The sequence below is a fragment of the Streptomyces sp. NPDC021020 genome (genome assembly GCF_044333285.1).
Lineage (GTDB): Bacteria > Actinomycetota > Actinomycetes > Streptomycetales > Streptomycetaceae > Actinacidiphila.
Map to the genome: position 1 here is coordinate 1 of NZ_JBIRQQ010000011.1, position 25,040 is coordinate 25,040.

A 25,040-nucleotide genomic window follows, 5' to 3' on the forward strand; every position below is an offset into this window, starting at 1 on the left:
CTCCGCTAACTCACCACGCAGAGCATCTACTTCCGCAAGCCTCATACCCCCAACATGCTCCCGACCAGCCATGATCGGAACACCTAACGAAGCACTACTAGGCGCTTTCCCGGCAGACCAGTTCGACGGGGTAGGTCCTGCGGTAGCCCCGGGCCGGGGTGCCGTCCAGCAGCATGCGGGCGGCCTCGGCGGCCATCTGCTCGACCGGCAGGCGCATCGTGGTCAGCGGCGGGTTGGCGCAGGTCGCCGCGATGCTGTCGTCGAAGCCGACGATCGCGACGTCGTCGGGCACCCGGCGGCCGGTGGCGGTGATCGCCTGCACGGCGCCCGCGGCCATGAGGTCGCAGGCGACGAACATCGCGTCGATGTCCGGGTGGTCGGCGAGCAGCCGCGCGGCGGCAGCGTGGCCGCCCTCGCGGCAGAAGCCGCCGGGCGCCCCGATCGCGGGCAGGCCGAGCCGGCGGACGGCGTCCTCGTAGCCGGTGCGCCGGTCGATGGCGCAGGTGTTGGTGCCGGGCCCGTGGACGGCGGCGACACGGCGGCGGCCGAGCGCGTGGAGGTGGGCGACGGCCGTGCGCGCGCCGCCGGTGTTGTCCGCCTCCAGCGCGGGGATCGCCGCGGTGGTGGGGACGAGGGAGACGATCCGGGGGCACCGCCGGTAGAGGCGGGCCGCCAGCTCCGGGGTGATGTTGGCCAGAATCATCCCGGTGGTCGCGTCGTCCGCGAGGGCGTCGATCCGCTCCGCCGCCGCCTCGGCGCCGAGCGCGAGGACGCGCAGCTGGGCGCCGCCGCCTTCCAGGGCCGGCATCAGCCCGGCCAGGACGCGGCTGTAGTACGGGTGCGCGCCCAGCCATCCGGTGTCCGTGTCGTACGTCACCGCGACGAGGTCGACGGTACGTGGGCGGCCGGAGGCCAGCGTACGGGCGGCCTGGCTGGGGTGGTAGCCGAGCTCGGCCGCGGCCACCCGCACCCGGGTGCGTACCGGCGGGGAAGCGCCCGGCACATCGTTGATCACCCGGGAGACGGTCGAGCGGGACACGCCTGCCGCGCGGGCGACGTCGTCGATCGTGGGCCTGACCTCACCCATGGGCACCTGCACCTTCCTGACCGCCGCGCGGCTCCGCCCGCGGCCCATGAGACAGTACCGCCGGCGCCGCGGCGGCCCGGCCGCGGGCCAGGACGAGCAGCGCCAGCAGGGCGGTGGCCAGTTCGGCCACCGGGAAGCTGACCAGCACGCCGCGGGTCCCGAAGCGGCCGAGCGCGAACAGCAGGGGGACGCGGACCGCGACGACGGCCGCGACGGAGATCAGGTAGGCCGGGCGCGGCCGCCCCAGTGCCTGGAAGCGGGCGCAGACCAGCGGGGCCACTCCCGCGCAGGGGTGGACGAGGGCGAGCAGTCGCAGCGCGCCGACCGCGCGCGCGTGCAGCGCCGGATCGCCGGTGAAGAGCGAGACCACCGGCCCTGCCGCGCACAGCAGGACCGCGCACACCGCGCAGCCGTAGCCGACCGTGGCGCGCAGTGCCAGGCGGGTGGCCTGCTCGGCCCGCGCCGCCAGGCCGCGGCCCGCGTTGTAGCCGACCAGGGGCTGCAGGGCCTGCGCGATACCGGTCTGGGGCATGGCCGCGAAGGTCCCCACCCTGCCGCACAGCGCGAAGCAGGCCACGGCGAGCGGCCCGCCGACGGCGACCAGCCGGGTGTTGGCCAGGCCGGCCACCACGGTGGCGCCGGATCCGACGAGGAAGGACGGCACGCCGACGCCGAGCAGACGGCGCAGCGTGGGCCCGTGCGGGCGCAGGTCCGCGAGCGTGACGCGGTAGGGGCGGGCGCGCTGGAGGAAGAAGAACCACACGCTCATGGCCGCGGAGACGGTCTGGCCGCCGACCGTGCCGAGGGCCGCGCCGCGCACGCCGAGGCCGCAGCCGTAGATCAGCAGCGGGTCCAGGCACATCTGGGTGACGACCGGCAGCACCCATTGCAGGGTGGAGAAGCGCATCCGCCCCTCGGCCCGCATCAGGCTGGAGAAGCCGGTCGAGGTGAGCGTGCCGGCCAGCAGGATCTGCCCGTAGTCGTGCGCGTAGCCGCGGGTCCCGTCGGTGGCGCCGAGCAGCGACAGCAGCGGGCCGAGCGTGAGCAGCCCGGCGGCGCCGACGGCCGCGGCGCACACCCAGAACACGACGAACGCGTTCCCGGCGGCCCGCGCGGCCGCGGCCGGGTCGCCGCGGCCGAGGCTGCGCGAGACCAGGGACGCGCCGCCGGCCCCGACCGCGGTGGACACCGCCCCGACGGCCAGCAGGACCGGGGCCAGCAGGTTGACGGCGGCGAGCGCGGCCGGGCCGACACCGCGCGCAACGAAGAAGGCGTTGGTCAGCGCGTAGATCCCGAACACGCCTACCGACACGGTCGTCTGCGCGCAGGTGCGCAGCAGCAGCCGGCCCATCGGCTCGGTGCCCAGCGCGGCGATCTGCTCGCGCCCGGCGCCGGTGCCGCCGGGCTTGCGGCGCCAGGGTCGCACCCGTCCTCCCGCCGCCTACCGGTGGTGGCCGAAACCGGCCATCAGCGTGTCGAGCCGCGTCCGCGCCAGGTCGTACTGTGCCGGGTCGGTGTGCCCGCGGTAGACCGTCTCGATGACCATGATGAGGATCAGGTGCACGTTGTACAGCCGCCGGCGCATCCGCTCGGCCTCGGTGAACGGGCGCGCGGGCGCGCCGTATCCGCGCAGGAAGGCGCCGGGCGGGGGCAGGTCCGGCAGTTCGGTGGCGGCGAACCCGGCCTCCATCAGCGGGTCGCCGTAGAAGGCGCGCTCGTGGTCGATGATGCTCACGATCGCCCCGTCGCGTATCAGGACGTTGCTGTCCCACAGGTCCCACTCGACGAGCACGGGCTCGGTCACCTCGTCCAGGCAGTCGGCGTGCTCCGCGACCAGCCGGCTCACCAGGCCGTAGTCCCAGCCGATGTCCACCCCGCGCCGGCGCCCGTCGTCCAGGACGTCCTCGACCATCCGGCAGAATACCTGCCGCCAGGTCGCGCCGGGCGTGCCGCCGAGCAGCGGCCCGAAGTGGCCGCCGGGGATGCCGTTCAGCCGGCGGTTGGCCGCGCCGAGCGCCTCGTCGTACGCCTCGCGCTCCGCGGCCGGCATCCGCTCCCCGACGATGCCGAGGTTGTCCGCGTCGACGTACTCCATGAAGAAGAACTCCGCGTCGCAGACCTCGCGGCTCGCGTCGTGGAAGAGCACGGCGGGTACCGGGACCTCGGTCCGCTCCGCGATCAGGCGGAGCGCGTGCACCTCGGTGCGCATCATGCCGCGCTCGTAGGTCATCACCTCGACACCGGGCGGCGGCGCGATCTTCAGCGCCACGCGCTCGCCGTCGCGCAGCCGGAGGACGTAGACCACGTTGAACCACCCGTGCCCGAACTCCTCGGCCCACCCCTCCCCCACGGGCGCGCGGTCCGCCCCGAACGCGCGGCGGGCCATCGCCCGCAGCACCTCCGGCGATTGACGGTTCTTGGTGATGCTCTCCACCCCTGCGCTCCTCCGCGTCCGGCTGCCCGCCCCCGGCCGGACCGGGACGCGGGCGCGTCCCCCTCCGGCCGGGGCCCGATTCCCCGGACGCTAGACCCGGAAGCGCTCCCAGGTGAACGGGTCGCGGTCAGCCGTGCAGCGCCGCCGCCTCGGGGTCGTCGTCGGGGTAGGGGTAGAAGGAGGTGCCGAGCTTGGGCAGCCAGCCCACCGTGGCGACGGGCTCGGTGTCGTCCCCGGGGTGCTGCGGCAGCAGCCCGGCGTTGATCACCGGCTCCCAGCCGACCGTCAGGAAGCTCATCGCAGGGCCTCCTCGGCGACCAGCGGGTCGTTGGACAGCTCGGGCGGGGTGGCCGGCTCGGCCGGGCGCAGCATGCGCGGCGCGGCCTTCGGCGCGTCGGCGACCGGGTCGGGCGGGGCGGCGTTGTGGTACTGCGGGAAGTGGTCCTGGTAGTCGATCGCGGCCTGCACGATCTCCGGCTCGCTGAAGCGCGGGCCCCAGAACTGCGCGGCGATCGGCAGGCCGACGGTGCTGTCGTAGCCGACGGGGAAGGAGACCATCGGCCAGGCGAGGGCGTTGGGGAGCTGGTAGTACGCCCGGTAGACCGGGAAGCCGCCGCCGCTGCGCAGTCCGATCTGCGCACCCAGCGACAGCACGAGCATGAAGTCCACACCCGCCGCGTCCAGCGCCGCCTGGTAGTTGGCCTGCAGGGTGCGCCGCCGCTTCTCGCCCTCGACGCGTACGGACGCCGGGATCAGGCCCGCGAAGCGGGTCGCCGACTCGAAGGAGGCCGCGCTCTCGCCCGGCGCCTTGCGGCCGTACTGGGCGAGCAGCGCGGCGGCCTGGTCGGCGGGGCGGGTCGCGGCGAAGTCCTTGACCGCGTCCCAGTAGCGGATCTCGTAGCGGTTGGGGCTGAGCACCGCCGAGGACGGGGAGACCGGGGAGCCGTCGACGGTCGCGAGCACGTCGGAGCTGGAGAAGTACGGGTCGTTGGCCGCGACGGTGACGTCCAGGCCGGGGAATTCCTTCACCGTGGCGCCGAGAGAGGCCAGTTGCCCCTTGAGGCGCTCGAACGCGGCCAGGTGGTCGGCGTCGTAGGTGTCCTGGGGCGAGGTGCCGGTCTGGACGCCGCGGCCGGTGCGCATCCAGTCGGACTGCGGGATGCCGATGGTGACGCCGGCCAGCGGGCGGCGGCCCTTGCGGGCGGTCAGCGGCATCGCGGGGAAGGGCTCGGGCGCGGCGAGCGTCAGCGGATCGTTCGCGGGGTCGGGGCCGAGGATGACGGAGAGGACGAGTGAGGCGTCGCGCACCGAGCGGGCGATGGGGCCGAGCACGTCGTAGCCGGGTGACAGCGGCATCAGACCGGCGACCGAACTCGTCCCGAGCGACGGCTTGATGCCGCTGGCGCCGTTCGCGGCCGAGGGCATCATGATCGAGCCGCCGGTCTCCTCGCCGATGCAGGCCGCGGCGAGCCGGGCGACCGGGGCGACGCCCGAGCCCTGGCTCGAACCGCCGGGCACGTAGTCCTTGTTCCAGGCGTTGCCGGCGAACGTGCCGGTGATGGAGCCGGAGAAGGCCGAGCACACGGTGTGCCCGAGTATCACCGCGCCGGCCTCGCGCAGCCGGTGCACCACCGTGGCGTCGCGCAGCGCGGTGTTGCCGTCGAAGGCGTGGCTGCCGTCCTTGGCGTCGAAGCCCTTGACGGCGACGGAGTCCTTGATGCCGAACGGGATGCCCAGCAGCGGCGGCAGCTCCTCGCGGGTGTGCCGCGCCCTGGCGAAGCGCGCGTCCGCCGCGGCGGCCTGGGCGAGGGCGCCCTCCCGGTCGATCCGGACGAAGGCGTTGTACAGGCCGTTGTCGCCGTAGGTCTCGAAGGGGCCGTTGAAGCGGTCGATACGGTCCAGGTAGGCCTTGGTGACCTGGACGGCGGTGACGACCCGGGCGCGCATCAGCGCCGCCAGCTCGACCACCTCGTAGTCGACCAGCCGGGCGCGCTTCTTCACGGCGGAGGCCGGCGGCAGGGCGGCCAGCAGCCGGGCGGTGGCGGTGGCGCCGGCGGAACCCGCGGCCTGCGGGGCGGCCACGGCGGGCGTCGCGGCGGCGGCGGTGACGGCGGCGGCGCCGGTCACCGCGGCGGCGCCGCCGAGCACGGCCCGGCGGCTCATCCCCGTACGCGTGTCGGCCGGGAGTTCGGGCGCGAGGCCGGTGCGAGAAGGTCGGGTGGGCCTGGCACGTTCTGGCGTCATGTACGGCGTTCCTGTCCTCGGCGGAAGGTCTGCGGGCGGTCTGCGAATGGGACGGGGAAAAAGGCCGGCGTTCCGCATTCGCGTCCCGCGGAAGACTTTAGGCCGCCCCGCACGGTGCGGGGAAGTCGCCGGAGACCAATTCCGTGCAGCATGAATTCAGTTCACCGATTTATTTCCGACAGGTGCCGCGCATATCACGTTCGACGCCACGTCAAAGGGGCCGCAAAGCGGCTCAACCGGCCGTCTCGGCGCCGCTGAACAGCTTTTTGCCGGCCTGGGGTGAGGCGTGCGAAACGCAGATTAAACACCGCGGAGGACACGCCCCGTCACACGATTCGTCCACCCGCGGCCGCGCGGATGTCGGCGAACCCCTCGCCCCGCGGTCGCGGCGGCCCTAGGATCCCTTTGGTCTGTACCATTGCGGGGAGCGGAGGGGTGCCGATGGACGGCGGCAGCGCGGGGCTGGAGGTCCGGTTCGAGGGGGCGGCAGACGGGAGTTGGCCCGCCACCTGGGGGCAGCGGACGATCTGGGAGCCGATCTCCTGGTACGCGCCGGACGACCACTACTTCAACATCGCGCTCACGCTCGCCCTGCGCCGTCCCGTGCCCCCGGCGGACTTCGCCGCGGTGGTACGCGCGCTGCTCGAACGGCACGAGTCGCTGCGCACCGCCTACCGGCTCGACGCCGGCGGCGGCCTGCGGCAGCGGCTGACCGCTGCCGGGACGCTGACGGTGCGCCTGGTCGAGGCGGACGCGGCGCAGGAGCTCGCGCAGGTCCTGGAGCGGGAGGCCGCCGCGGACAAGGCGGTGCGCTTCGACCTGCTCGGCGACGGGCTGCCGGTGCGGGTCACCGCGGTCCTGGCGGAGGGACAGGTGACCGGGGCTGTCGTGACGGTGGCGCACATCGCCGCCGACGGGACCGGCGCCCAGGTGGTGCTGGACGACCTGCGCCGGCTGCTGGCCCAGCAGCGCCGCCGCCCGGGGGTGCTGCCGCCGCCGGTGCCGGGACGGCAGCCGCGCGAGCAGGCGGCGTACGAGTCCGGGCCGCAGGCGACCGCCCGCAGCGCCGCCGCGGTCGCCCTGTGGTCGCGCCAGCTCACCGGGATCCCCGCCTCGCTGTGGCCCGAGGACGCCGGGCCCGGCGAGGAGGTGCGCTGGTGGGAGGGCGAACTCGGCTGCGAGCGGCTGGATCTGGCGAGTCGGCTGGCGGCGGTCAGGACCGGCACCTCGGCGAGCGCGGTCGTCCTGGCGGCGCTCGGGCAGGAGCTGGCCGAGCGCACCGGCTTCGCGGAGGTGCCGCTCAAGGTCATCCTGGGCAACCGGGTGAACGAGGAGCAGCGCACGGCGGTCGGCGCCTTCGCGCAGAACGGGCTGGTGGTGCTGGGCGCTTCCGGCGACTTCGGCGAGCTGGCCCGCAAGGCGTGGCGGGCGCAGCTGCAGACGTCGCGGCACGGCCACTACGACCCGGGGGCGCTCGCGGAGGCGGTCGCGGCCGAGGAGAAGCGGCGGGGTGCGGCGCTGGACCTCAACGCGCTCTTCAACGACCACCGGGAGACCGAGCACGGCGCCGCGGCCCCGGACCCCGCGGAGCTGACCGCGGCGGAGCGCGGCGGCTTCCGCTGGCGGTCGCGCTGGGCGCGGCAGGACTGCCGGTTCTTCTTCGGCCTGGGGCAGCACGCGGGCCGCACCTGCGCGACGCTGCTGGTCGACACCCGCTCCGTCCCGGCCGCGGAGGTGGAACCGCTGCTGCGGGCGGTGGAGGAGCGCGTGGTCGCGGCCGCCCAGGCCTGACGGCGCGGCCCCCGCCCGGGTGCCGGGCGGGGGCCACCGGCGGGGCGTCAGGCGAGGCGGCCGGCCGCCTCCGCCTCGCTGAGCGCGTCGATCTCGGCGATCAGCAGTTCCTCCACCCGGGCTGCCAGGCCCGCCAGGGTCGGTTCGTCGAAGACGTCCCGCACCTGCACGTCCAGGCCGACGGCGGCCCGGATCCTGGCGGCGACGCGGGTCACCAGGAGGGAGTCGCCGCCGAGTTCGAAGAAGTGGTCGAGGGCGCCCGCCTTCTCCACCCCCAGGACCTCCTGCCAGATACCGGCGACGAGCAGCTCGGCGTCGGTGCGCGGTGCCAGGTACTCGCGGCTGCCGGTGGCGTCCGGGCCCGGGTCGGGCAGCGCGGCGCGGTCGAGCTTGCCGTTGGCGGTGAGCGGCAGCGCGTCCAGCACGGCGAAGGCGGCGGGCACCATGAAGGCGGGCAGCCGGACCGCCAGGTGCTCGCGGAGCGCGGCCGCTTCCAGTACGGCGCCGGCCCTGGGCACCGCGTAGCCCACCAGCCGGGTGCCGTCGCGGACCACCACGCACGCGCGGGCCACCCCGGGGTGGGCGGCCAGGGCGCCCTCGATCTCGCCGGGTTCGATGCGGCGGCCGTGGATCTTCACCTGGTCGTCGGCGCGGCCGAGGAATTCCAGCTGCCCGTCCGTCCGCCAGCGGACCCGGTCGCCGGTCAGGTACACCCGGTCGCCGGGCGCGCCGTACGGGTCGGGGACGAAGCTCGCCTCGGTGAGGTCGGGCCGCCCGTGGTAGCCGGCGGCCAGGCCCGCGCCGCCGATCGCGAGTTCGCCCTCGAAGCCGGCGGGCAGCAGCCGCAGCCCCCGGTCCAGCACGTAGGCGCGCACGCCCGGGAGCGGGCGGCCCAGCGGCGGGCGGGCGGCGGTGTCGGCCGCGGTCAGCTCGGCGCTGGTGACGATGACCGTGGCCTCGGTGGGGCCGTAGGTGTTGACCAGCCGTACCGTGTCGCCGTGCCGGGCCCGCCAGCCGGCGACCGACCGGGAGGTGGCCTCGGAACCGCCGAGGATCAGCAGCCGCAGGGCGGCGGGCCACTCCAGGTCCTCGCCGAGGTCGACCAGCTCGCTCCAGTACGCGGTGGGCAGGTCGAGGACGGTGACCTCGGCGGCGGCCGGGGTGCGGAGGTAGTCGGGCAGCATCCGCCCGCCGCCGGGCAGCAGGACGCAGCGCGCGCCGGACGCGAGCGCGGGCCACAGCTCCTCGGCGTGCGTGTCGAAGCCGATCGAGGCGAACTGCACGACCCGGTCGGACGGCAGCAGGCCGTATCCGTCGGGGCCCGCCATCCAGTGCAGCCGGGCGGCGAGCGCCGCGTGGTCCACCAGGACGCCCTTGGGGCGGCCGGTGGAGCCGGAGGTGTGCAGCAGGTAGGCGGGCGCCGATCCGGGCACCGCGGGCAGGGTGCCGGCCGGGGTGTCGTCGGGCCGGCTGCCGGGCAGGGCGAGCACGGGGACGCCCAGTTCGGTGGCGTCCTGGTCGCCGGGGGCGGTGAGCAGCAGCTCCGCCTGCCCGTCCGCGAGCAGCAGCCGCTGCCGCTCGGCGGGGTGCGCCGGGTCGAGCGGGAGGTATCCGGCGCCCGCCTTCCAGATCGCCAGCAGCGCGGTGACCAGGTCGAAGGAGGGGTCCAGCCGGACGGCCACCACCGCGCCGGGCCGGTGCCCGATCCGCTCGGCCAGCAGGGTGGAGCGCCGGTCGAGCTCGCCGTAGGCCAGCGTGTCGCCGCCGCACTCCAGCGCCACCGCCTCCGGGTGCCGTACGGCGGCGGCGGCGAACAGCTCCGGCGCCGTGGGGAGTTCGGCGGGCAGCTCGGGCCCGGCGCCGAGGGTGAGCACCCGGTGCCGTTCGGCCGCGGTGAGCAGCAGGTCGCCGGTGAGCGGGCGCAGCGGGTCGGCGACCACCGCGCGCAGCAGCTGCTCGTAGCGCGCGGCGGCGCTGTCGGCGGTGGCCCGGTCGAACAGCTCCCCGTCGAAGCACAGGGCCCCGTGGAGCCCGCCGTCGGCGTGCCGCCACAGGTCCAGCAGCACGTCGAACTTGGCCTGGGCGAATCCGGCGTCCGCCGGTTCCAGGACGACTCCCGGTACGGCGTCCTCGGCCGGCTCGGTGGAGAGGTCGTTCTGGCTCTGGAAGACGAAGAGGGTCTGGAAGAGCGGCGGTACGTGGCGCTGCCGGGGCAGTCCGAGGGCGGGGACGAGCCGCTCGACGGGGACGTCCTGGTGCCCGAAGGCGCCCATCGCGGCGGAGCGGACCCGGCGCAGCACCGTACGGAAGTCCGCGTCGGCGGCCGTCTCCCCGTCGCCGGGGGCGGGTGACAGGTCGGCGCGGACCACCGCGGTCTTGCTGAAGTAGCCGAGCAGCGCCTCGTGTTCGACCTCGGTGCGGCCGGCGACGGGGACGCCCACCGCGAAGTGGTCCTGCCCGGCCCACCGGCCCAGCAGGATCTGGTAGGCCGCGAGCAGCACCATGAAGGGGGTGCAGCGCTCCTTGCGGGCCAGCTGCTCGACGCCGGAGAAGAGGCCGGCGTCGATCCGCACGTCGCCGAAGGCGGCGCGGCGGTTCGGGCGGGCCGGGCGGGGGCGGTCGGTGGGCAGTTCGATGCGGGCGATCCCGGCCAGCTTCTCCCGCCAGTAGTCGAACTCCGCCGCGGCCTGCGGGCCGCCGAGCCGGTCCGCCTCGGCGACCGCGTAGTCCCCGAACGTGCCCGTGACGTCCGGCAGTACGGGCTCAGCACCGGCCAGTTCGGCGCGGTAGCAGGCGAGCAGCTCCGACCACAGCAGCCGCGCGGACCAGCCGTCGCTGACGATGTGGTGGAGGGCCAGGCAGAACAGCTGGTCGTCCGGGCCGAGCCGGAGCACGGCGGGCCGCAGCGGCGGCCCCGCGGCCAGGTCGAAGGGGGCGTTGACCCGCTCGCCGGCGGCCGCGGCCGCGAGCCGGGCGACCTCCTCCGGGTCGGTGCCGGGCGGCACCGCGAGGTCGACCTCCTCGATCGGCAGCTGTTCGAGCGGCCCGACGAGCTGCACCGGCTGGTCGTCGAGCAGGTCGAAGCGGGTGCGCAGCACCTCGTGCCGGGCCCGCAGCCGGTCCAGTGCGGCGGTCAGCGCGGCCAGGTCGAGGGGGCCGCGCCAGCGCCAGGCGATGTACATGTTGTAGCTCGCGTCGGCGGGGTCGAGCTGCTGGAGGAACCACAGGCGGCGCTGCTCGACCGTCAGCGGGTAGTGGCGCAGGGGGTCAGAGCTGGTCACGGGGCACCTCGCGGGTGGTGGTCCGGTCGGCGGTCCTGGCATGGAGTGCCTGGAGGCCGACGAGGTCGTCGGACGGGGCATCGGGCACCTCGCGGTCGAAGCGGGCGAGCACCGGCAGTCGCCGCGAGATCGTCACGAGCAGCGCGATGGCCAGGCCGAACAGCACGTAGAGCAGGCCGATGCCGCGCCCGGGGCCGGTGCCGAGGAGGTGCCCGGCGGTGCCGGCGAGCGCGCCGCCGGGGTCCATGAGCGGCTGGAGCAGCTGCGGTCCGAAGGGCGCGACCACGGCGAAGCCGACCGGCAGGGTGGACCAGGCGACCATGGTGTTGACCGCGATCACCCGGCCGTGGAAGCGCTGCGGCACCTTGGTCTGGATGATCGTCGCGTAGACGCCGTTGACGAGCGCCAGCGCGTAGGCCATGCCGAAGGCGCCGAGCGCGACGAACGGCAGGGACGGCCGCAGCCCGGTGAGCAGGCAGGCCGCGGCGAGGGCGAGGGCGGCGAGCAGCACCCCGCGCAGCCGGTCGCGGCGCGGCCCGCCCCACACCAGCAGGGTCAGCCCGCCGGCGATCGCGCCCGCGCCGCCGCCCATCGCGATCCACCCGGTGGAGGCGAGGTGGCTGAAGGAGAGGACCAGCGGGGTGGTGAGCAGGAAGAGCGGGGAGAGGAAGATGTTGAGCACCGCGAAGAACAGCAGCATGGCGCGGAAGTGCCGGCTGCCGAGCGCGAGCCGGAATCCGGCGCGTATCTCCTCGGCGACCGACTCCCGCCGGTGCCAGGCCATGGCCCGGGGGAATCTGACCAGCGCGACGACCGCCACCGCGCAGACGTAGCTGGCCACGTCGAAGGCGAGGATGCCGCCCAGGCCGACGGCGGCGAGCAGGCCGACCGCGAACAGCGGCACCAGGAACTGGGCGAAGCCGAAGGCCAGTTGGATGACGCCGTTGGCCCGGCCCAGGAAGCGCTTGGGCACCAGTTGGGCGGCCGCCGACCCCCAGGCGAAGCGCTGGAAGGCCAGCGCCACCGAGAGCGCGGAGATCAGCGGGTAGACCTCCCAGACCTCCAGCCGGTGGCTGAGCGCGAGGACCAGCATCACGGCCTGGGTGACACCTGCGGCCAGGTCGCCGACGAGCATGGTCCTGCGGCGGTCGTGCCGGTCCACGACGGTGCCGGCGAGCGGCGCCACCAGGATGCCGGGGACCAGGGCGAACGCGGCCAGCAGCCCGAAGTGGGCGAGCGAGCCGGTGCGCAGGTAGATCCAGATGGGCAGGGCGAATTCGGTGAGCGCCGATCCGATCATCGACACCTGCTGGCCCGCGGCCACCGTGAGGAAGCGGCCCATGCTCGGCCGGACCTCGCCCTCGGCGGGGCCCGCGTCCCGGGCCGCCGGGTCGCGCGAGACCCCGTCCAGCCACCAGGTGGACTCCTCGGTGCGCCGGTAGCGGTCCTCGGTGCCGTCGGCGAGCGCCTCGTGCACCCCGGTCACGACGGCGGCCAGCTCCTCGGCGCGGTATCTGAGGTAGAAGTGCCCGGCCTCGGCCAGCACCACGGCGGCGGCGGTGCCGGTGATCCGGTGCCATTCCAGGAAGCGTTCCTGGTGGAATTCGGTCGCCGGGTCGCGCTCGCCGCACACCGCGATCACCGGGGCGTCGAGCGTCTGCCCGCCCTCGGTCTCGAACAGCTCGGTGAAGTAGCGCTCCGCCTCCTTGGTGCCGCTCCTGCGGTTGTGGATGATCAGCCGCAGCTGCTCGGGGTCCACGTCCTCGGTGTCCAGACCGGCCGCGGCCAGCGCGTTGACCATGCCCTGGTCGCTGCGCAGCCGCTCGGCCAGTTCCGACCAGCGCTCGGCGAGCGCGGCGCCGCGGCCGCGCGGGCGGGCGAACGGGAAGATCCCGCCGAGGTAGACGGCCTCGATCTCGCGCCCCGCTGCCTCGACCCGGCGGGCGATCTCGACGCAGAGCTGCACACCGAGCCCGCAGTGCCCGTAGAGGACGAGGCGGCCCTCGACGTCCGCGAGGATCTCCGCGGCGCAGGCCGCCGCCACCTCCTCGACCGGCATCGCCTGCTCGCCCAGTTCGTGGCCGGGGACGGCGAGCGAGTGCAGCGCCCAGTCCTGCGGCAGCGCGTCGGCCAGCGGCTTGTAGATCAGCGCGCTGCCCCCGCCGTACGGTGCGCAGACGACGCTCGCGGTGGTCCGGCGGCGCTCCGGGGTGAGCCGGTGCAGCAGCCCGCCGGGACCCCGGTCGGCAGCCGGGTCGCTGATTAGCCCGGCGAGCCCGCGGACGGTCGGGAAGCGGAAGATGTCCATCACGCCGATCGGGACCGGCAGGTCGGGGTAGGCCCGGCGGATCCGCGCCACCACCTGGGTCGCGAGCAGCGAGTGGCCGCCGCGTTCGAAGAAGTCGTCCAGCGCGCCGACCCGGGAGACCTCCAGCAGCTCCGTCCAGATGGCGGCCACCCGGGTCTCCGCCTCCCCGTCCGGCTCGACGAACTCGCCGGTGGCGGCGGCCTCCTCGGGCTCGGGGAGCTTCCTGCGGTCGACCTTGCCGTGGGCCTGGAGCGGTAGCCGCTCCAGTTCCATGTAGCGCGCCGGGACCATGTAGTCGGGCAGCACCTCCAGCAGCCGGGCCCGTACATCGGCCGGGGCGAGCGGGTCGGGGCCGCCGGGGCGCTCCAGGTAGCCGACCAGGTTCTGCCGTACGCCCTCGCCCCGGGTGACCACCACCGCCTGGGTGACGCCGGGGAGTTCGGCGAGCGCGGCCTCGATCTCGCCGGGTTCCACGCGGTAGCCGCGCACCTTGATCTGGTCGTCGGCGCGGCCGAGGTAGTCCAGGGTGCCGTCGGGGCGCCAGCGGGCCAGGTCGCCGGTGCGGTAGAGCCGGCCGCCGCCTTCCGGGTCGGTGACGAAGCGCTCGTGGGTGAGGTCGGGGCGGCCGAGGTAGCCGCGGGCCAAACGGTCTCCGCCCAGGTGGAGTTCGCCGGTGACGCCGGGCGGGACCGGGCGCATCGCGCGGTCCAGGACCAGGCAGCGGGCGCCGGGGAGCGGGGTGCCGATGGGGGTGTTGCCCGGGCCGGACGCGGGGCCGACCTCGAAGACCGAGACGCCCACGGTCGCCTCGGTCGGCCCGTAGTGGTTGAAGACCGCGCACCGCCCGGCGGCGGCCAGTTCGGCGGCCCAGGCCCAGCCGGATGCCTCGCCGCCGAGCACCAGCGCGCGGCGCGGCAGCAGCCGCTCGGCCGGGGCGTCGGCGGTCAGGGCCGCCAGGTGCGAGGGCGTCATCTTCAGGTAGTCGAGCGCCAGCGACTCCACCTGATCGGCCAGTTCGGCGCCGGAGATCCGGCGGGGCAGCAGATGGAGGGTGCCGGCGCTGCCGAGGGCCAGGTAGAGCATGGTGAGGCTGAAGTCGAAGGCCAGCGACTGGAGCAGGCCGTAGCGGCCGCCCGGCTCGATCCGCAGCCGCTCCCCCACACCGCTGAGGTAGTTGAGGATCTGCCGGTGCTGGACGGCGACGCCTTTGGGCTTCCCCGTGGAACCGGAGGTGTAGATGACGTAGGCCAGGTCGTCGGGGCCGCACACCTCGGCGGGCGGGTCGTCCGCCTCCTCGAACGGCTCGGCGTCCAGCAGCAGTTCGGCGCCCTGGTAGCCGGGGAAGCGCTCGCGCAGCACCGAGTCGGTGATCAGTACGGCGGCCTGCGCGTCGGCGACCAGGTGGGCCAGCCGGGCGGGCGGCTGCTCGGGGTCGAGCGGCAGGTACGCGCCGCCGGACTTCAGCACGCCGACCAGGGCCGCGGCCAGGTCCGGGGACTGCTCCAGGCAGATCGCGACCCGGTCGTCCGGTCCGACGCCGAGGGCGCGCAGCCGCCGCGCCAGCCCGTTGGCCCGGCGGTCGAGCCGGCGGTAGGTCAGCGAGCGGTCCTCGAAGACCAGGGCGGTGCGGTCGGGGTGTTCCGCCGCGGCGCGGGCGAGCAGTTGGGGAAGTGTCCGCGGGCCCTCCGCGGGCAGGTCGGGGCCCGTCGACCAGGAGGCCAGCTGCTCCCGCTCCCGCTCGGTGAGCAGCGGGAGTTCGTCGACCGGCCGGTCGGGGTCGGCCAGCGCGGCGTCCATCAGCAGTTCGAAGCGCTCGGCGAGGCGGACGACGGTGGCCTCGTCGAAGAGGTCGGTGCGGTAGGTGAACAGGCCGTGCAAGCCGTCCGGTTGCTCGCCGAGGTAGAGCGCCAGGTCGAAGTGGGTGGAGGTGGCGGCGTAGCCGAAGCCCTCGGCCGCGGCGGCCGGCGCCGCGGCTCCCCGCTCGCCGTAGTTCTGGAAGGCGAAGGTGGTCTGGAAGACGGCCGACCGGCTGACGTCGCGCGTGACGTCCAGGTCGGCGACCATCTGCTCGAACGGCACTTCCTGGTGCGCGTACGCGTCGAGCGTGGTCTCCCGCACCCGGCTGAGCAGTTGGCCGAAGCCCATGCCCTCCTCCAGCCGGGCCCGCATCGGCAGCATGTTGACGAACGCGCCCACCACGCCTTCGAGTTCGCGGTGCAGCCGGCCGGCGACCGGCGAGCCGACCGCGAAGTCCCGCTGCCCGCCGAGCCGGGAGAGCAGCGCCTGGTAGCCGGCGAGCACGGTCATGTACGTCGAGGCGCCGTACGCGCGGGAGACCTCCGCGACCTTGTCGGTGAGCCGGCGGTCCCAGTGGAAGGCGTGTGCGGCGCCCGCGAAGGTGAGCACGGGCGGCCGGGGCCGGTCGGCGGGCAGGTCGAGGGCGGGCACGCCGTCCAGGGCGGTCCGCCAGTACGCCCGGTCGGCGGCCAGCGCGCCGCTGTCCAGCCGCTCGCGCTGCCAGAGCGCGTAGTCGCCGAACTGCACGGCGAGGGGGGCGAGTCCGGACGGCGTGCCGTCGGCGTGGGCGGCGTACAGCGCGTCCAGCTCGCGGTGCAGAATGTCGACCGACCAGCCGTCGGTGACGATGTGGTGCATGACCAGCGCGAGGACGTGCTCCTCGGCGCCGAGCCGGAGCAGTTCGGCGCGCAGCAGCGGCCCGGCCGCGAGGTCGAACGGCTCCGCGGCCCGCTCGCCGATCAGCTCGGCGGCGCGGGCGGCGGGCTCGGGCAGGGCGGCGAGGTCGGTGAACCGCGCGGTGAACGGGCCGGGTTCGGCGATGCGCAGCGCGGTGGCGCCGTCCTCGGTGCCGGGGAAGGCCATCCGCAGCGCCTCGTGCCGCGCCACCAGGTCGGTGAGGGCCGCGTCCAGCGCGGTGCGGTCGAGCGGGCCGCGCAGCCGGCGGGCGGGGGCCAGCGCGTAGGCGGCCCCGCCGGGTGCGAACTGCTCCATGAACCAGAGCCGTTCCTGCCCGCTGGACAGCGGCGGCACGGTGCCGGCCGGGCGGGGCGTGACCACCTGGACGGGGGCGGCGGCGCCGCGCAGGCGCTGGGCGAGCAGGGCGCGCTTGGTGTCGGACCAGCCGGCGGGCTGCGGTCGGGTGTCGCTCATCCGCGCTCCCCCGCCGCGTCCGCGCCGTGCCCGTCCGCGGCCTGTTCGGCCACCCCGTGGTCTGCCACCAGGTGGGTGGCGAGCGCCTGGAGGTTGTTGAGGAAGTCGTCCTGGTCCAGGTCGAGGAAGACCCCGTAGCGGCCCTCCACCGCGTCCACCAGCCGGAGTTGGGCGAGCGAGCCGAGGCCCATCGCGACGAAGGGGGTGCCGGGGGCGGCCAGCAGTTCGGCGGCGGTCACGGCGTTGTCGCTCGCCTCGGCCGTCATCCCTGCGAGCACCGTGAGCAGGGACGGTGCGCGGACGGCCGCGGGGGTGCTCAACTCGTCGGTCACTGCTGCTCCTTGACGGCTGCGGCGAGCCCGGCGACGGTCGTCACGTCGAAGAAGATCTCCAGGTCGAGATCGACGTCGAAGGACTTGCGGATCCGGGCCGCGATCTGGATGAAGCTGAGGGAGTGCGCGCCGATGTCGAAGAGGTCCTCGTCCGCGCCGATGTCCGGGATGCCGAGCACCTCGGAGCAGATCGCGCACAGCTCCGCCTCCACCGGGTCGGCGGCGGGCGCGGCCGGCAGGCCGTGCGGCTCGGGGGCGGCTTCGGCGGGGGCCTCGGCGAGAGGTGGTGCGGGCAGCGCGCGCCGGTCGAGCTTGCCGTTGGGCGTGAGCGGCAGGGCGGGCAGCGTCACGAAGACCTGCGGGACCATGGCGCCGGGCAGCGTCCGGGCCAGGTGCGCGCGCAGCTCGGCGGCGGCGGGGAAGGGTCCGGGCGCGGCCACCAGGTAGCCGGCCAGGCGCTGCTCGCCGTCCGGGCCGGTGCCGGCGGTCACCGCGGCCGCGGCGACCGCCGGGTGCTCCAGCAGCGCGGACTCGATCTCGCCCAGCTCGATCCGGTGGCCGCGGATCTTCACCTGGTCGTCCAGCCGGCCGAGGAAGTCCAGCTCGCCGTCCTCGGTCCAGGCCGCGAGGTCCCCGGTGCGGTACATCCGGCCGCCGCCGTACGGGTCGGTGGCGAACCGCTCGGCGGTCAGTTCCGGCCGGTGCAGGTAGCCCTGCGCCACGCCGTCCCCGCCCAGGTGGAGTTCGCCGGGGATCCCCACGGGCACGGGGCGGCCCTGCGGGTCGAGGACGTAGGCGCGGGTGTTGGCGATCGGACGGCCGATCGTGACGGCCTGCGGCAGCGGCGGCAGTTCCGCGCAGGTGGACCAGACGGTGGTCTCGGTGGGCCCGTACACGTTGAACAGCCGGTCCACCCGGCCGCGCAGCTCCCTGGCGAGCGGCAGCGGAAGGGCCTCGCCGCCGACGAGCGCGGTCAGCCCGTCCGGCAGGCTGCCCGCGGTGAGCAGGACCCGCCAGCCGGACGGGGTGGCCTGCACATGGCTGACCTGCTCGCGGCGGATCAGCTCGGTCAGCCCGGGTCCGTCCGAGGCGAGGCCGTCGCCGGCCAGCACCAGGCGGGCGCCGGTGACCAGGGGCAGGAAGATCTCCAGTCCCGCGATGTCGAAGGAGAGCGAGGTCAGCGCGAGCCAGCGGTCCCGTCCGGTCGAACCGAGCCGGTCGGCGAAGGAGCTGAGCAGGTTGACCAGGGCGCGGTGGCCGACGGACACGCCCTTGGGGCCGCCGGTCGAGCCGGAGGTGTAGAGGACGTACGCGCGGTCCTGCGGGCCCGGCGCGGGCAGCGGCCGCTCCGCGCGCTCGGCGGGCCCGGCGGGCAGGTCGAGCCGCAGCACGGCGGGCGCGGCGGCCGCCACCGCCGCGGCGGGCTCGCCGTCGGCCAGCAGCAGCGCGGCGCCGGAGTCGGCGAGCACCAGCGCCAGCCGCTCCTGCGGGTATCCGGGGTCGAGCGGCAGGTATCCGGCGCCGGCCCTGAGGACGGCGAGCAGCGCGACCGGCAGCACCGAGGTCCGCGCCAGGTGCACCCCCACCAGGCTGCCGGGAGCGACCCCGGCGGCGGCCAGGCGCCCGGCCAGTTCGAGCGACCGGTCCCGGAGCTGGCCGTACGTCAGTTCGGCGTCCGCGGCCGTCACGGCGACGGCGTCGGGGCGGGCGGCGGCCTGCTCGTCGAACAGGTCGAGCACCGTCCGGTCGGCCGGGTAGTCGCGGGCGGTGCCGTTCCACTCCTCGGTGACCTGCCGCAGTTCGTCCGCGCCGAGCAGCGGCAGGGTGTCCACACCGGTGTCGGGGCCGGCGACCGCGGCGGCGAGCAGCGTCTCCAGGTGCCCGGCGATCCGCTCGGCGGTCCGCGGCGCGATCACCGCCGGGTCGTACTGGAGGCTGAACTCGCAGCTGTCCGCCGCGTCCACCACCTGGATGTGCAGGGTGCTGCGGGCGGTCCCGTTGAACATCATCCAGTCGACCCGGCTCGCGGTGCCGGTGAAGGAGGGCTCCGGTCCGCGGCGCCGGTAGCCGAAGGACACCGGGGTGAGGCCGACCCGGGGGGTGAGGCCGCCGACGGCCGGGGCGAAGGGCACCGCCCGGAAGCGGTACAGCTCGCGCAGCCCGGCCCGCACGCCGAGGGCGAAGTCGCGGAAGGACGGCGCCGCCGCCGCGTCCACGGCGGGCGGGTGGTGCGGCAGCTCGTTGACGAACAGGCCGATCTCGCGGGCGGGTCCCGGGGGCCGGGTGGAGAGCGCCAGGGCCACCGGGACGCCGGTGTTGCCGTAGCGGCGCAGCAGGGTGTGGACGGCGGCCAGCAGGAATTCGAAGCTGCTCACCCCGCACGCGGCGGCGGCCGCGGCGAGCGCCCCGGCGTCCAGCCGGCGGCCGGTGGCCGCGCCCGGACCGACGCCCTGCGCGGCGCGCCGCAGGCCGGGAAGCAGCAGGTCGGAGGAGTCCGTCCAGCGCGGCCCGAACCAGTCGGCGGCGGCCCGGACGAGCGCGGGATCGGGCTCCGCGGGCGGCGCGGGGTCCGCCGTGCCGAGGTCCGCGGGCGCGCCCGTCACGGCCGCGTCGTACGCGGCGGCCAGGTCGTGGACCAGGACGTCCTTGGACATGCCGTCGAAGACGGCGTGGTGGGCGACGAACAGCAGGTCGGCGGCGCCGTCCGGGCCGTGGAAGAGGGTGAAGCGGGCGAGCGGCCCGGTCTCCAGCACGAAGGGGCGGGTCGCCTCCTCCTCGATCAGCTTGTCCAGCGCGGCCGGGCTGTCGGCGGCGGCGCTCTCGGCCAGGACGACATCGGCCTGCGCGCGGTGGAACACGACGGCCCCGTCGTGTTCGGCCAGGGCGCCGCGCAGCGCGGGGTGGCGGGCGACGACGGCCGCGCAGGCGGCGCGCAGGGCCGCCGGGTCGACGCGGTCGAAGCCGATCCGCAGCGGGAGGTGGTAGCTCGTACGGGCGGCGTCGAGCCGCTCGGTCAGCCAGACGCCCTGCTGCGGAAGGCTTGCCGGGAGCGCGGTGGCACTGGGTTCGGGCATGGGAGAACTCGCTTCGCTGTCGAAAATTCCGTGAGGAGCGGCGGCGCGGGGCGTGCGCCATCGCCGGAGGGCGCGGCGGCCACGCGTGAGGGGTGAGGTGAGGTGAAGTGAGGTGACGGGGCGTCGGAAGGGTGGCGGTCAGCCGGCGAGCAGTTCGCGTACGACCCGCTTGAGCGGCTTGCCCGCCTCGTTGCGCGGCAGGGCGTCCAGGATGAGGATCCGGCCGGGGATCTCGTGCGCGGCCAGCCGGCCGGCGAGGTAGGTGCGCAGTTCGGCGGGGTCGAGGACGCCGGCCCCGGCCGGTACGACGGCGGCCCCGACGCTCATGCCGAGTACGGGGTGCGGCACGCCGACCACCGCCGCGTCGGCGACCGCCGGGTGTTCCAGCAGCACCGCCTCGACCTGGAGCGTGGAGACCTTGTAGGCACCGGACTTGATCACGTCGGACTCGCGGTCGACCAGGTGCAGGTAGCCGTCCCGGTCCAGGTAGCCGACGTCGCCCATCCGCACCCAGCCGGCCCGGAAGACCCGGGCGCCGGCCGCACCGTCCCCGTAGTACGCGCGCTGGGCGGCGGGCGAGCGCAGGTGCACGTCGCCGGTCTCCCCCGGCGGCAGCGGCCGGCCTTCCGGATCCGCGACCATCACCGATCCGCGCGCGGCCAGGCCCAGCGCGGTCGGACGGGCCGGGTCGTAGACCATCGCGGTCTGCGCGGGCGCCGCCTCCGTGGAGGTGTAGTAGTTGACGACGGTGGCGTTGGGGAAGGCCTCGGTCAGCGCGGTGGCCACGCTCGGCGGCAGCGCGGCGGCGGTGGAGCCGAGGAGCCGGACGCAGGAGAGGTCGTGGCGCTGCTGCACTCCGGCGTTGAGCAGTTCGGCGGCCATCGCCGGGACGACGAAGACGCTGCCCACCGACCGCTGCTCGATCAGCCGGGCGAACCGGGCGGGGGTGAAGCGAGTGGCCACCAGCGCGGCCGGGTGCGCGTCGAGCGCGTTGACCAGCATGGTCTGGCCGGCGTTGGTGCCGACGGCGAAGGCGTGCAGGAATTCCTCGGAGTGCTTCAGCGGCCGGTGCCGGGCGGCCGGGCGCGTCCCGTGCACCACGTTGCCGTGGGTGGCGAGCACGCCCATCGGCTTCCCGGTGGTGCCGGAGGTGTAGAGCACCTGGGCCGCGTCGTCCGGCCCGACCGCGGGCAGGTCGGCCGGGACGGGACCGGCGGCGGCGAGGTCGGCGGCCCGCTCCGTCCACCAGGGGCCGGCCGGGGCCTCGCCCGCGGCCCCGGTGATCACGCCGACGGCGCCGCAGTGCTTCAGCAGTCCCGCGGTCGCCTCGGCCGGGCGCCCGTCCGAGACGGGCACCGCGACCGCGCCTGCCCTGGTCACCGCGCAGTAGTGCACGGCGTAATCCGGCCAGTCCCGCAGCCCGAACAGCAGGGCCACCCGGTCGCCGGGCCGTACGCCGCGGGCGACCAGCGCCCGGGCAGTGGTGAGGGACCGCTCCCGCCATTCGGCGAAGGTCAGCGTGGCGCCGGTGTCGGTGCTGATCGCCGTCCGGTCGGGCTGCGCCGCGGCCCGCAGGTCGAGCAGCCCGTGCACGGTGCGCCCGGCTGCGGGGTCCGGTCCCGGCGGGGCGTCGCGGGCCTGCGCCGGCGCGTCGAATCGGGTGCCAACTCGGCTGTGCTGCATGGAGCTTGCCACTTCCCCCGGGCCTCTCCGGCCGGCTCCGAGCGCCCCCGAATGACACTTGGTCCAGACCTGACGGAAAGATTGGCATAGACCAACTAGGGGGTCAAGATTCGGCCGCCATCCGGAATCCGCCCCCTGCCACAGCCCCGCACGGACGCACTCCGCGACCCCGGCCGGGCGTTCCTGACGGAGCGCCAGGCGTCTTCTCCGCGCCTCGCGGCCTTCCGGGGGCGCCCGGCCCGGCCGGACACCCTGATCGCCGCCTCCGCGGGGATCGTCCTTCGGCCAGGTCAGGGTCTACGATGCCCGCTGATCACCATGGGAACACCAGTACGGAGGCAGTGGGTTGGAAAATTCCCGGTCGGGTCCGGCGGGCCCGGAGGAGATGATCGCGGAGGCGCGCAGGGCGCTCTTCGTGATGGTCGGCTTCCTGGCCGTCGTCTGGGCCGTCCAGTGCGCCAACTGGGCGGACGGCTACGCGCTCTCCCGTGACTACGGGCTGATGTCCGGGAAACCCGGGCGGCTCCTCGACGTCTTCACCGCGCCGCTCCTGCACTGGAACTGGATGCACATCGAGGCCAACTCGGGGCCGCTGTTCATCTTCGGCTTCCTCGCCGCCTACCGGGGCGTGGCGCGTTTCGCGGTGCTGACCGCGCTGGTGGCGGTCACCAGCGGGCTCGCCGTGTGGTTCTTCGAGGACTCCCGCATGGACACCGCGGGCGCGAGCGGGCTGATCTTCGGCTACTTCGGCTACGTGGTGGTCCGCGGGCTCTTCGACCGGCACCTCGTCGACACGCTGATCGGCCTCGTCATGGCGGGCTCCTTCGCCTACATGCTCACGGTGGCCGTCCCCGGCACACCCGGCGTGAGCTGGCTCTGCCACCTCGGCGGGCTGGTGGGCGGCCTCGCCGGGGCGTGGCTGCTGCGCGACCGGCACCCCGGACAGGCCCCGCGCCAGGGACCGGGGCGGGCCGTCGCCCCGCGCGGGGCGGGACACCCCCGGGCCGACCTGCACAAGGAGCTGGAGGACCTGGGCCTGCTGTGACCGGATGGTGTGCGCGGCCCGGCCGGGAAGGATTCCCGGCCGGGCCGCGGTGCGTCAGGCGTGCTCGACGACCAGCTCGACCGGCATGTTGCCGCGGGTGGCGTTGGAGTACGGGCAGACCTCGTGGGCGGCCTCGACCAGGGCGGTGCCCTGCTCCGGCGTCAGCCCGGCGGGCAGCCCGACCCGCAGGACGGCGGCGAGGACGAAGCCCTGGCCCTCCGGGTTCTTGGACAGGGTCACCTCGGCGGTGACGGTCGAGTCGTCGGCGTCCAGGCCCTTGGTGCGTGCCACCAGCTTCAGGGCGGACCCGAAGCAGGACGCGTAACCGGCGGCGAAGAGCTGCTCGGGGTTGGTGCCCTCACCGTTGCCGCCGAGCTCCTTCGGCATGGCGAGCTGGAGGTCGAGGCGGCCGTCGGGGGTGGTGGCGCGGCCGTCGCGGCCGGACGAGGTGGCGACGGCGGTGTAGGTCGGCATCACGAGGGTCCTCTCACTTGATTGTGTGCAATTCAGTTGTACGCAACTCAATCGTGCGCTGTCAAACCTGTACGCTGGAGGTATGGGACTCGTACCGGACGATCTGGCCTGCTTCGCCGTCCACGTCGCGGCACGCGAACTCGACAACGCCTACCGGCGCGAGCTGCGGCCGCTCGGACTCACGTATCCGCAGTACCTGACGATGCTGCTGCTGTGGGACCGCGACGGACGCAGCGTGAAGGAGCTGGGGGAAGCGCTGCGTTTCGAGTCCGGCACCCTCTCGCCGCTGCTCAAGCGCCTGGAGAGCGCCGGACTGGTGACGCGCGAGCGCAGCCGCACCGACGAGCGCTCGGTGCTGGTCCGGCTGACCGGGGAGGGCCGCGCCCTGCGGGAGCCCGGCCAGGGCGTGGTGCAGCGGGTCTTCGGCCACCTCGACTACAGCGCCGCCGAGGCCGAGCAGCTGCACGCCGCCCTGCGCCGGCTCATCGCCGCCCTGGACGCCGCTCCCCCGGCGCCCGCCGCCTCCTGACCGCCCGCACCCGACGCCCCTCCGCGGGGGCTGTCCCCACCCCGGCCCGGGGGCGGGCCGGATGGGGCGCATGCCCGGCCCGCGGTTGACTCGGCACATGCCCGGGACGGGCACAACGGTCGGGAACAGACGGGGAGTCGGGTCATGCAGAGGGCGTTGACCAGGAAGCAGGCGGTCGCGGTGGCGGCGGGGGTGGCGGCACTCACCGCCTCGGTGCTCGCGGCAGCGCCCGCGGGCGCGCACGCCGGCACGGCCGGACACGCGCGGGACGGTGGTTACTCGGCGGCGGACCTGCGACGGGACCTCGCGGCGGTACGCGCGGCCGGCGGCGGGGACGTCAACGTGGTCGCCCGGGTGGACCGCGCCGGACGGGAGCCGCTGCGCGCGAGGCTCGGCACCGCGGGCCCCGGGTCGAAGGCACCCGTCCCGTGGGACCCGGAGTTCCGGATCGCCAGCACCAGCAAGACGTTCACGGCCGTGGTCGTCCTGCAGCTCGCCGCCGAGCACCGGCTGTCCCTGGACGACACCGTCGCCCACTGGCTGCCCGGCGTCGTCAGCGGCCACGGCAACGACGGCCGCCGCGTCACCGTACGGGACCTGCTCCGGCAGACCAGCGGCATCTACGACTACGTACAGGACCCGGACGTCCAGGACCGCATGCTCAACCACTTCGACGACAACCGGTTCGACGACACCCCGCCCGAGCAGCTCGTCGCCGTCGCCATGAGCCACCCGCCGCTCTTCGCACCCGGCAGCCGATGGGCGTACTCCAACACCAACTACCTGCTCGCCGCGATGATCGCCGAGAAGGCGGCCGGCGGGCAGAGCTGGCAGGAGCTGGTGGCGCACCGCGTCATCGCCCCGCTCGGGCTGCGCCGCACCTACATCCCCGGCGCCAACCCGTACCTGGTCGGGCCGCACGAGCGCGTCACCGTCACCCTGCCGGACGGGAAGACCGCCGACCTCACCGAGCAGAGCCTCCAGCACACCGCGGACTCCGGCGTCGTCAGCACCCCGGCCGACCTCGACACCTTCTTCCGCGCCCTCGCCTCCGGCAGACTGCTGCCGCCCGCCCTGCTCGCCGAGATGCGCACCACGGTCCCGTACGACGACCTGCCCGTGCCGCCCGCCGGCACGCAGGGCGGCTACGGCCTCGGCCTCCGCGTCGTCCCCCTCACCTGCGGCGGTACCTACGACACGCACGAGGGCGACGGCCTCGGCGTCTACACCCGCCCGGTGGTCTCCGCCGACGGCAGCCGCGCGGTGACGCTCTCCGTCACGACCACCACCGCCCTCGTCGACCAGGAAAAGGTCGACCGCGCGGTCCAGACCCTCACCGACCACGCCATGTGCGACGACGACGCGGCCTGACACCGCCCCCGCCCGCCCCCGCGGACCGGACACCGCGAGGGCGGGCGGCAATACCCGACGGCGCCGGGCTGGTTCGGCTCCGCCGTCGCGGTAAGGCGAACGGTGGAGCAGGGCCGGCGCACCCGCCGCGGCGAGCCGCGGCCGGCCGCGGGAAGGGCGAGGGCCGACCGCCGACCGCGCGCCCGCACCGGCCGCTCCCGTACCGAAGGCCGACCGAGA

The 25,040-nt window shown here is 75.1% G+C and carries 15 protein-coding genes; 4 read left to right on the forward strand and 11 right to left on the reverse strand.

Translation table 11 applies throughout. From position 1 onward, the window contains the following. Positions 1-97 precede the first annotated feature (97 nt). From ACH4SL_RS29460 to ACH4SL_RS29480, 5 genes are all read right to left on the reverse strand, one after another. On the reverse strand, positions 98-1,087 hold the full coding sequence (locus tag ACH4SL_RS29460) for a LacI family DNA-binding transcriptional regulator (protein WP_398451018.1): 990 nt from the start codon (positions 1,085-1,087) through the stop codon (positions 98-100). After that, a complete protein-coding gene (locus ACH4SL_RS29465; RefSeq protein WP_398451020.1) occupies positions 1,080-2,513 on the reverse strand; it encodes an MATE family efflux transporter in 1,434 nt (477 codons plus the stop codon). The genes ACH4SL_RS29460 and ACH4SL_RS29465 overlap by 8 nt, the downstream gene beginning before the upstream one ends. 15 nt (positions 2,514-2,528) lie before the next feature. Further along, positions 2,529-3,521, reverse strand: coding sequence for a phosphotransferase family protein (locus ACH4SL_RS29470; protein ID WP_398451022.1), 993 nt, complete (start codon positions 3,519-3,521; stop codon positions 2,529-2,531). 127 nt (positions 3,522-3,648) lie between these two features. Further along, entirely contained in the window at positions 3,649-3,819 is a 171-nt protein-coding gene (locus ACH4SL_RS29475; RefSeq protein WP_398451024.1) for a hypothetical protein, read from the reverse strand. Beyond that, positions 3,816-5,765, reverse strand: a complete 1,950-nt coding sequence (locus ACH4SL_RS29480; RefSeq protein WP_398451026.1) for an amidase — start codon at positions 5,763-5,765, stop codon at positions 3,816-3,818. Before ACH4SL_RS29480 ends, ACH4SL_RS29475 begins: the two co-directional genes overlap by 4 nt. Positions 5,766-6,206: 441 nt before the next feature. On the opposite strand from ACH4SL_RS29480, the gene ACH4SL_RS29485 reads away from it, so the two are divergent. Continuing rightward, complete coding sequence (locus ACH4SL_RS29485) at positions 6,207-7,556, forward strand: condensation domain-containing protein (protein ID WP_398451028.1); 1,350 nt, start codon at positions 6,207-6,209, stop codon at positions 7,554-7,556. Between the two features lie 47 nt (positions 7,557-7,603). Here ACH4SL_RS29485 and ACH4SL_RS29490 read toward each other — a convergent pair whose 3' ends face one another. From ACH4SL_RS29490 to ACH4SL_RS29510, 5 genes are all read right to left on the reverse strand, one after another. Further along, positions 7,604-10,837, reverse strand: coding sequence for an amino acid adenylation domain-containing protein (locus ACH4SL_RS29490; protein WP_398451030.1), 3,234 nt, complete (start codon positions 10,835-10,837; stop codon positions 7,604-7,606). Then, positions 10,824-16,313, reverse strand: coding sequence for an amino acid adenylation domain-containing protein (locus ACH4SL_RS29495; RefSeq protein ID WP_398451033.1), 5,490 nt, complete (start codon positions 16,311-16,313; stop codon positions 10,824-10,826). The genes ACH4SL_RS29490 and ACH4SL_RS29495 overlap by 14 nt, the downstream gene beginning before the upstream one ends. Continuing rightward, positions 16,310-16,645, reverse strand: a complete 336-nt coding sequence (locus tag ACH4SL_RS29500; protein ID WP_398451035.1) for a phosphopantetheine-binding protein — start codon at positions 16,643-16,645, stop codon at positions 16,310-16,312. Before ACH4SL_RS29500 ends, ACH4SL_RS29495 begins: the two co-directional genes overlap by 4 nt. Then, positions 16,642-19,719, reverse strand: a complete 3,078-nt coding sequence (locus tag ACH4SL_RS29505) for an amino acid adenylation domain-containing protein (protein ID WP_398451037.1) — start codon at positions 19,717-19,719, stop codon at positions 16,642-16,644. The genes ACH4SL_RS29500 and ACH4SL_RS29505 overlap by 4 nt, the downstream gene beginning before the upstream one ends. A gap of 138 nt (positions 19,720-19,857) precedes the next feature. After that, positions 19,858-21,402 (reverse strand): AMP-binding protein, encoded by a 1,545-nt coding sequence (locus tag ACH4SL_RS29510; protein ID WP_398451039.1) that lies wholly within the window; start codon positions 21,400-21,402, stop codon positions 19,858-19,860. A 346-nt stretch (positions 21,403-21,748) separates the two neighbouring features. Between ACH4SL_RS29510 and ACH4SL_RS29515 the strand changes: the two genes are divergently transcribed. Beyond that, complete coding sequence (locus ACH4SL_RS29515; protein WP_398451041.1) at positions 21,749-22,447, forward strand: rhomboid family intramembrane serine protease; 699 nt, start codon at positions 21,749-21,751, stop codon at positions 22,445-22,447. Positions 22,448-22,501: 54 nt separating this feature from the next. Here ACH4SL_RS29515 and ACH4SL_RS29520 read toward each other — a convergent pair whose 3' ends face one another. Continuing rightward, entirely contained in the window at positions 22,502-22,921 is a 420-nt protein-coding gene (locus tag ACH4SL_RS29520) for an organic hydroperoxide resistance protein (RefSeq protein ID WP_398451043.1), read from the reverse strand. An 82-nt stretch (positions 22,922-23,003) separates the two neighbouring features. Between ACH4SL_RS29520 and ACH4SL_RS29525 the strand changes: the two genes are divergently transcribed. Both ACH4SL_RS29525 and ACH4SL_RS29530 read left to right on the forward strand, forming a co-directional pair. Then, positions 23,004-23,450, forward strand: coding sequence for a MarR family winged helix-turn-helix transcriptional regulator (locus ACH4SL_RS29525; RefSeq protein ID WP_398451045.1), 447 nt, complete (start codon positions 23,004-23,006; stop codon positions 23,448-23,450). Positions 23,451-23,594: 144 nt separating this feature from the next. Continuing rightward, positions 23,595-24,821, forward strand: a complete 1,227-nt coding sequence (locus tag ACH4SL_RS29530; protein ID WP_398451047.1) for a serine hydrolase domain-containing protein — start codon at positions 23,595-23,597, stop codon at positions 24,819-24,821. The last annotated feature ends 219 nt before the right edge of the window (positions 24,822-25,040 follow it).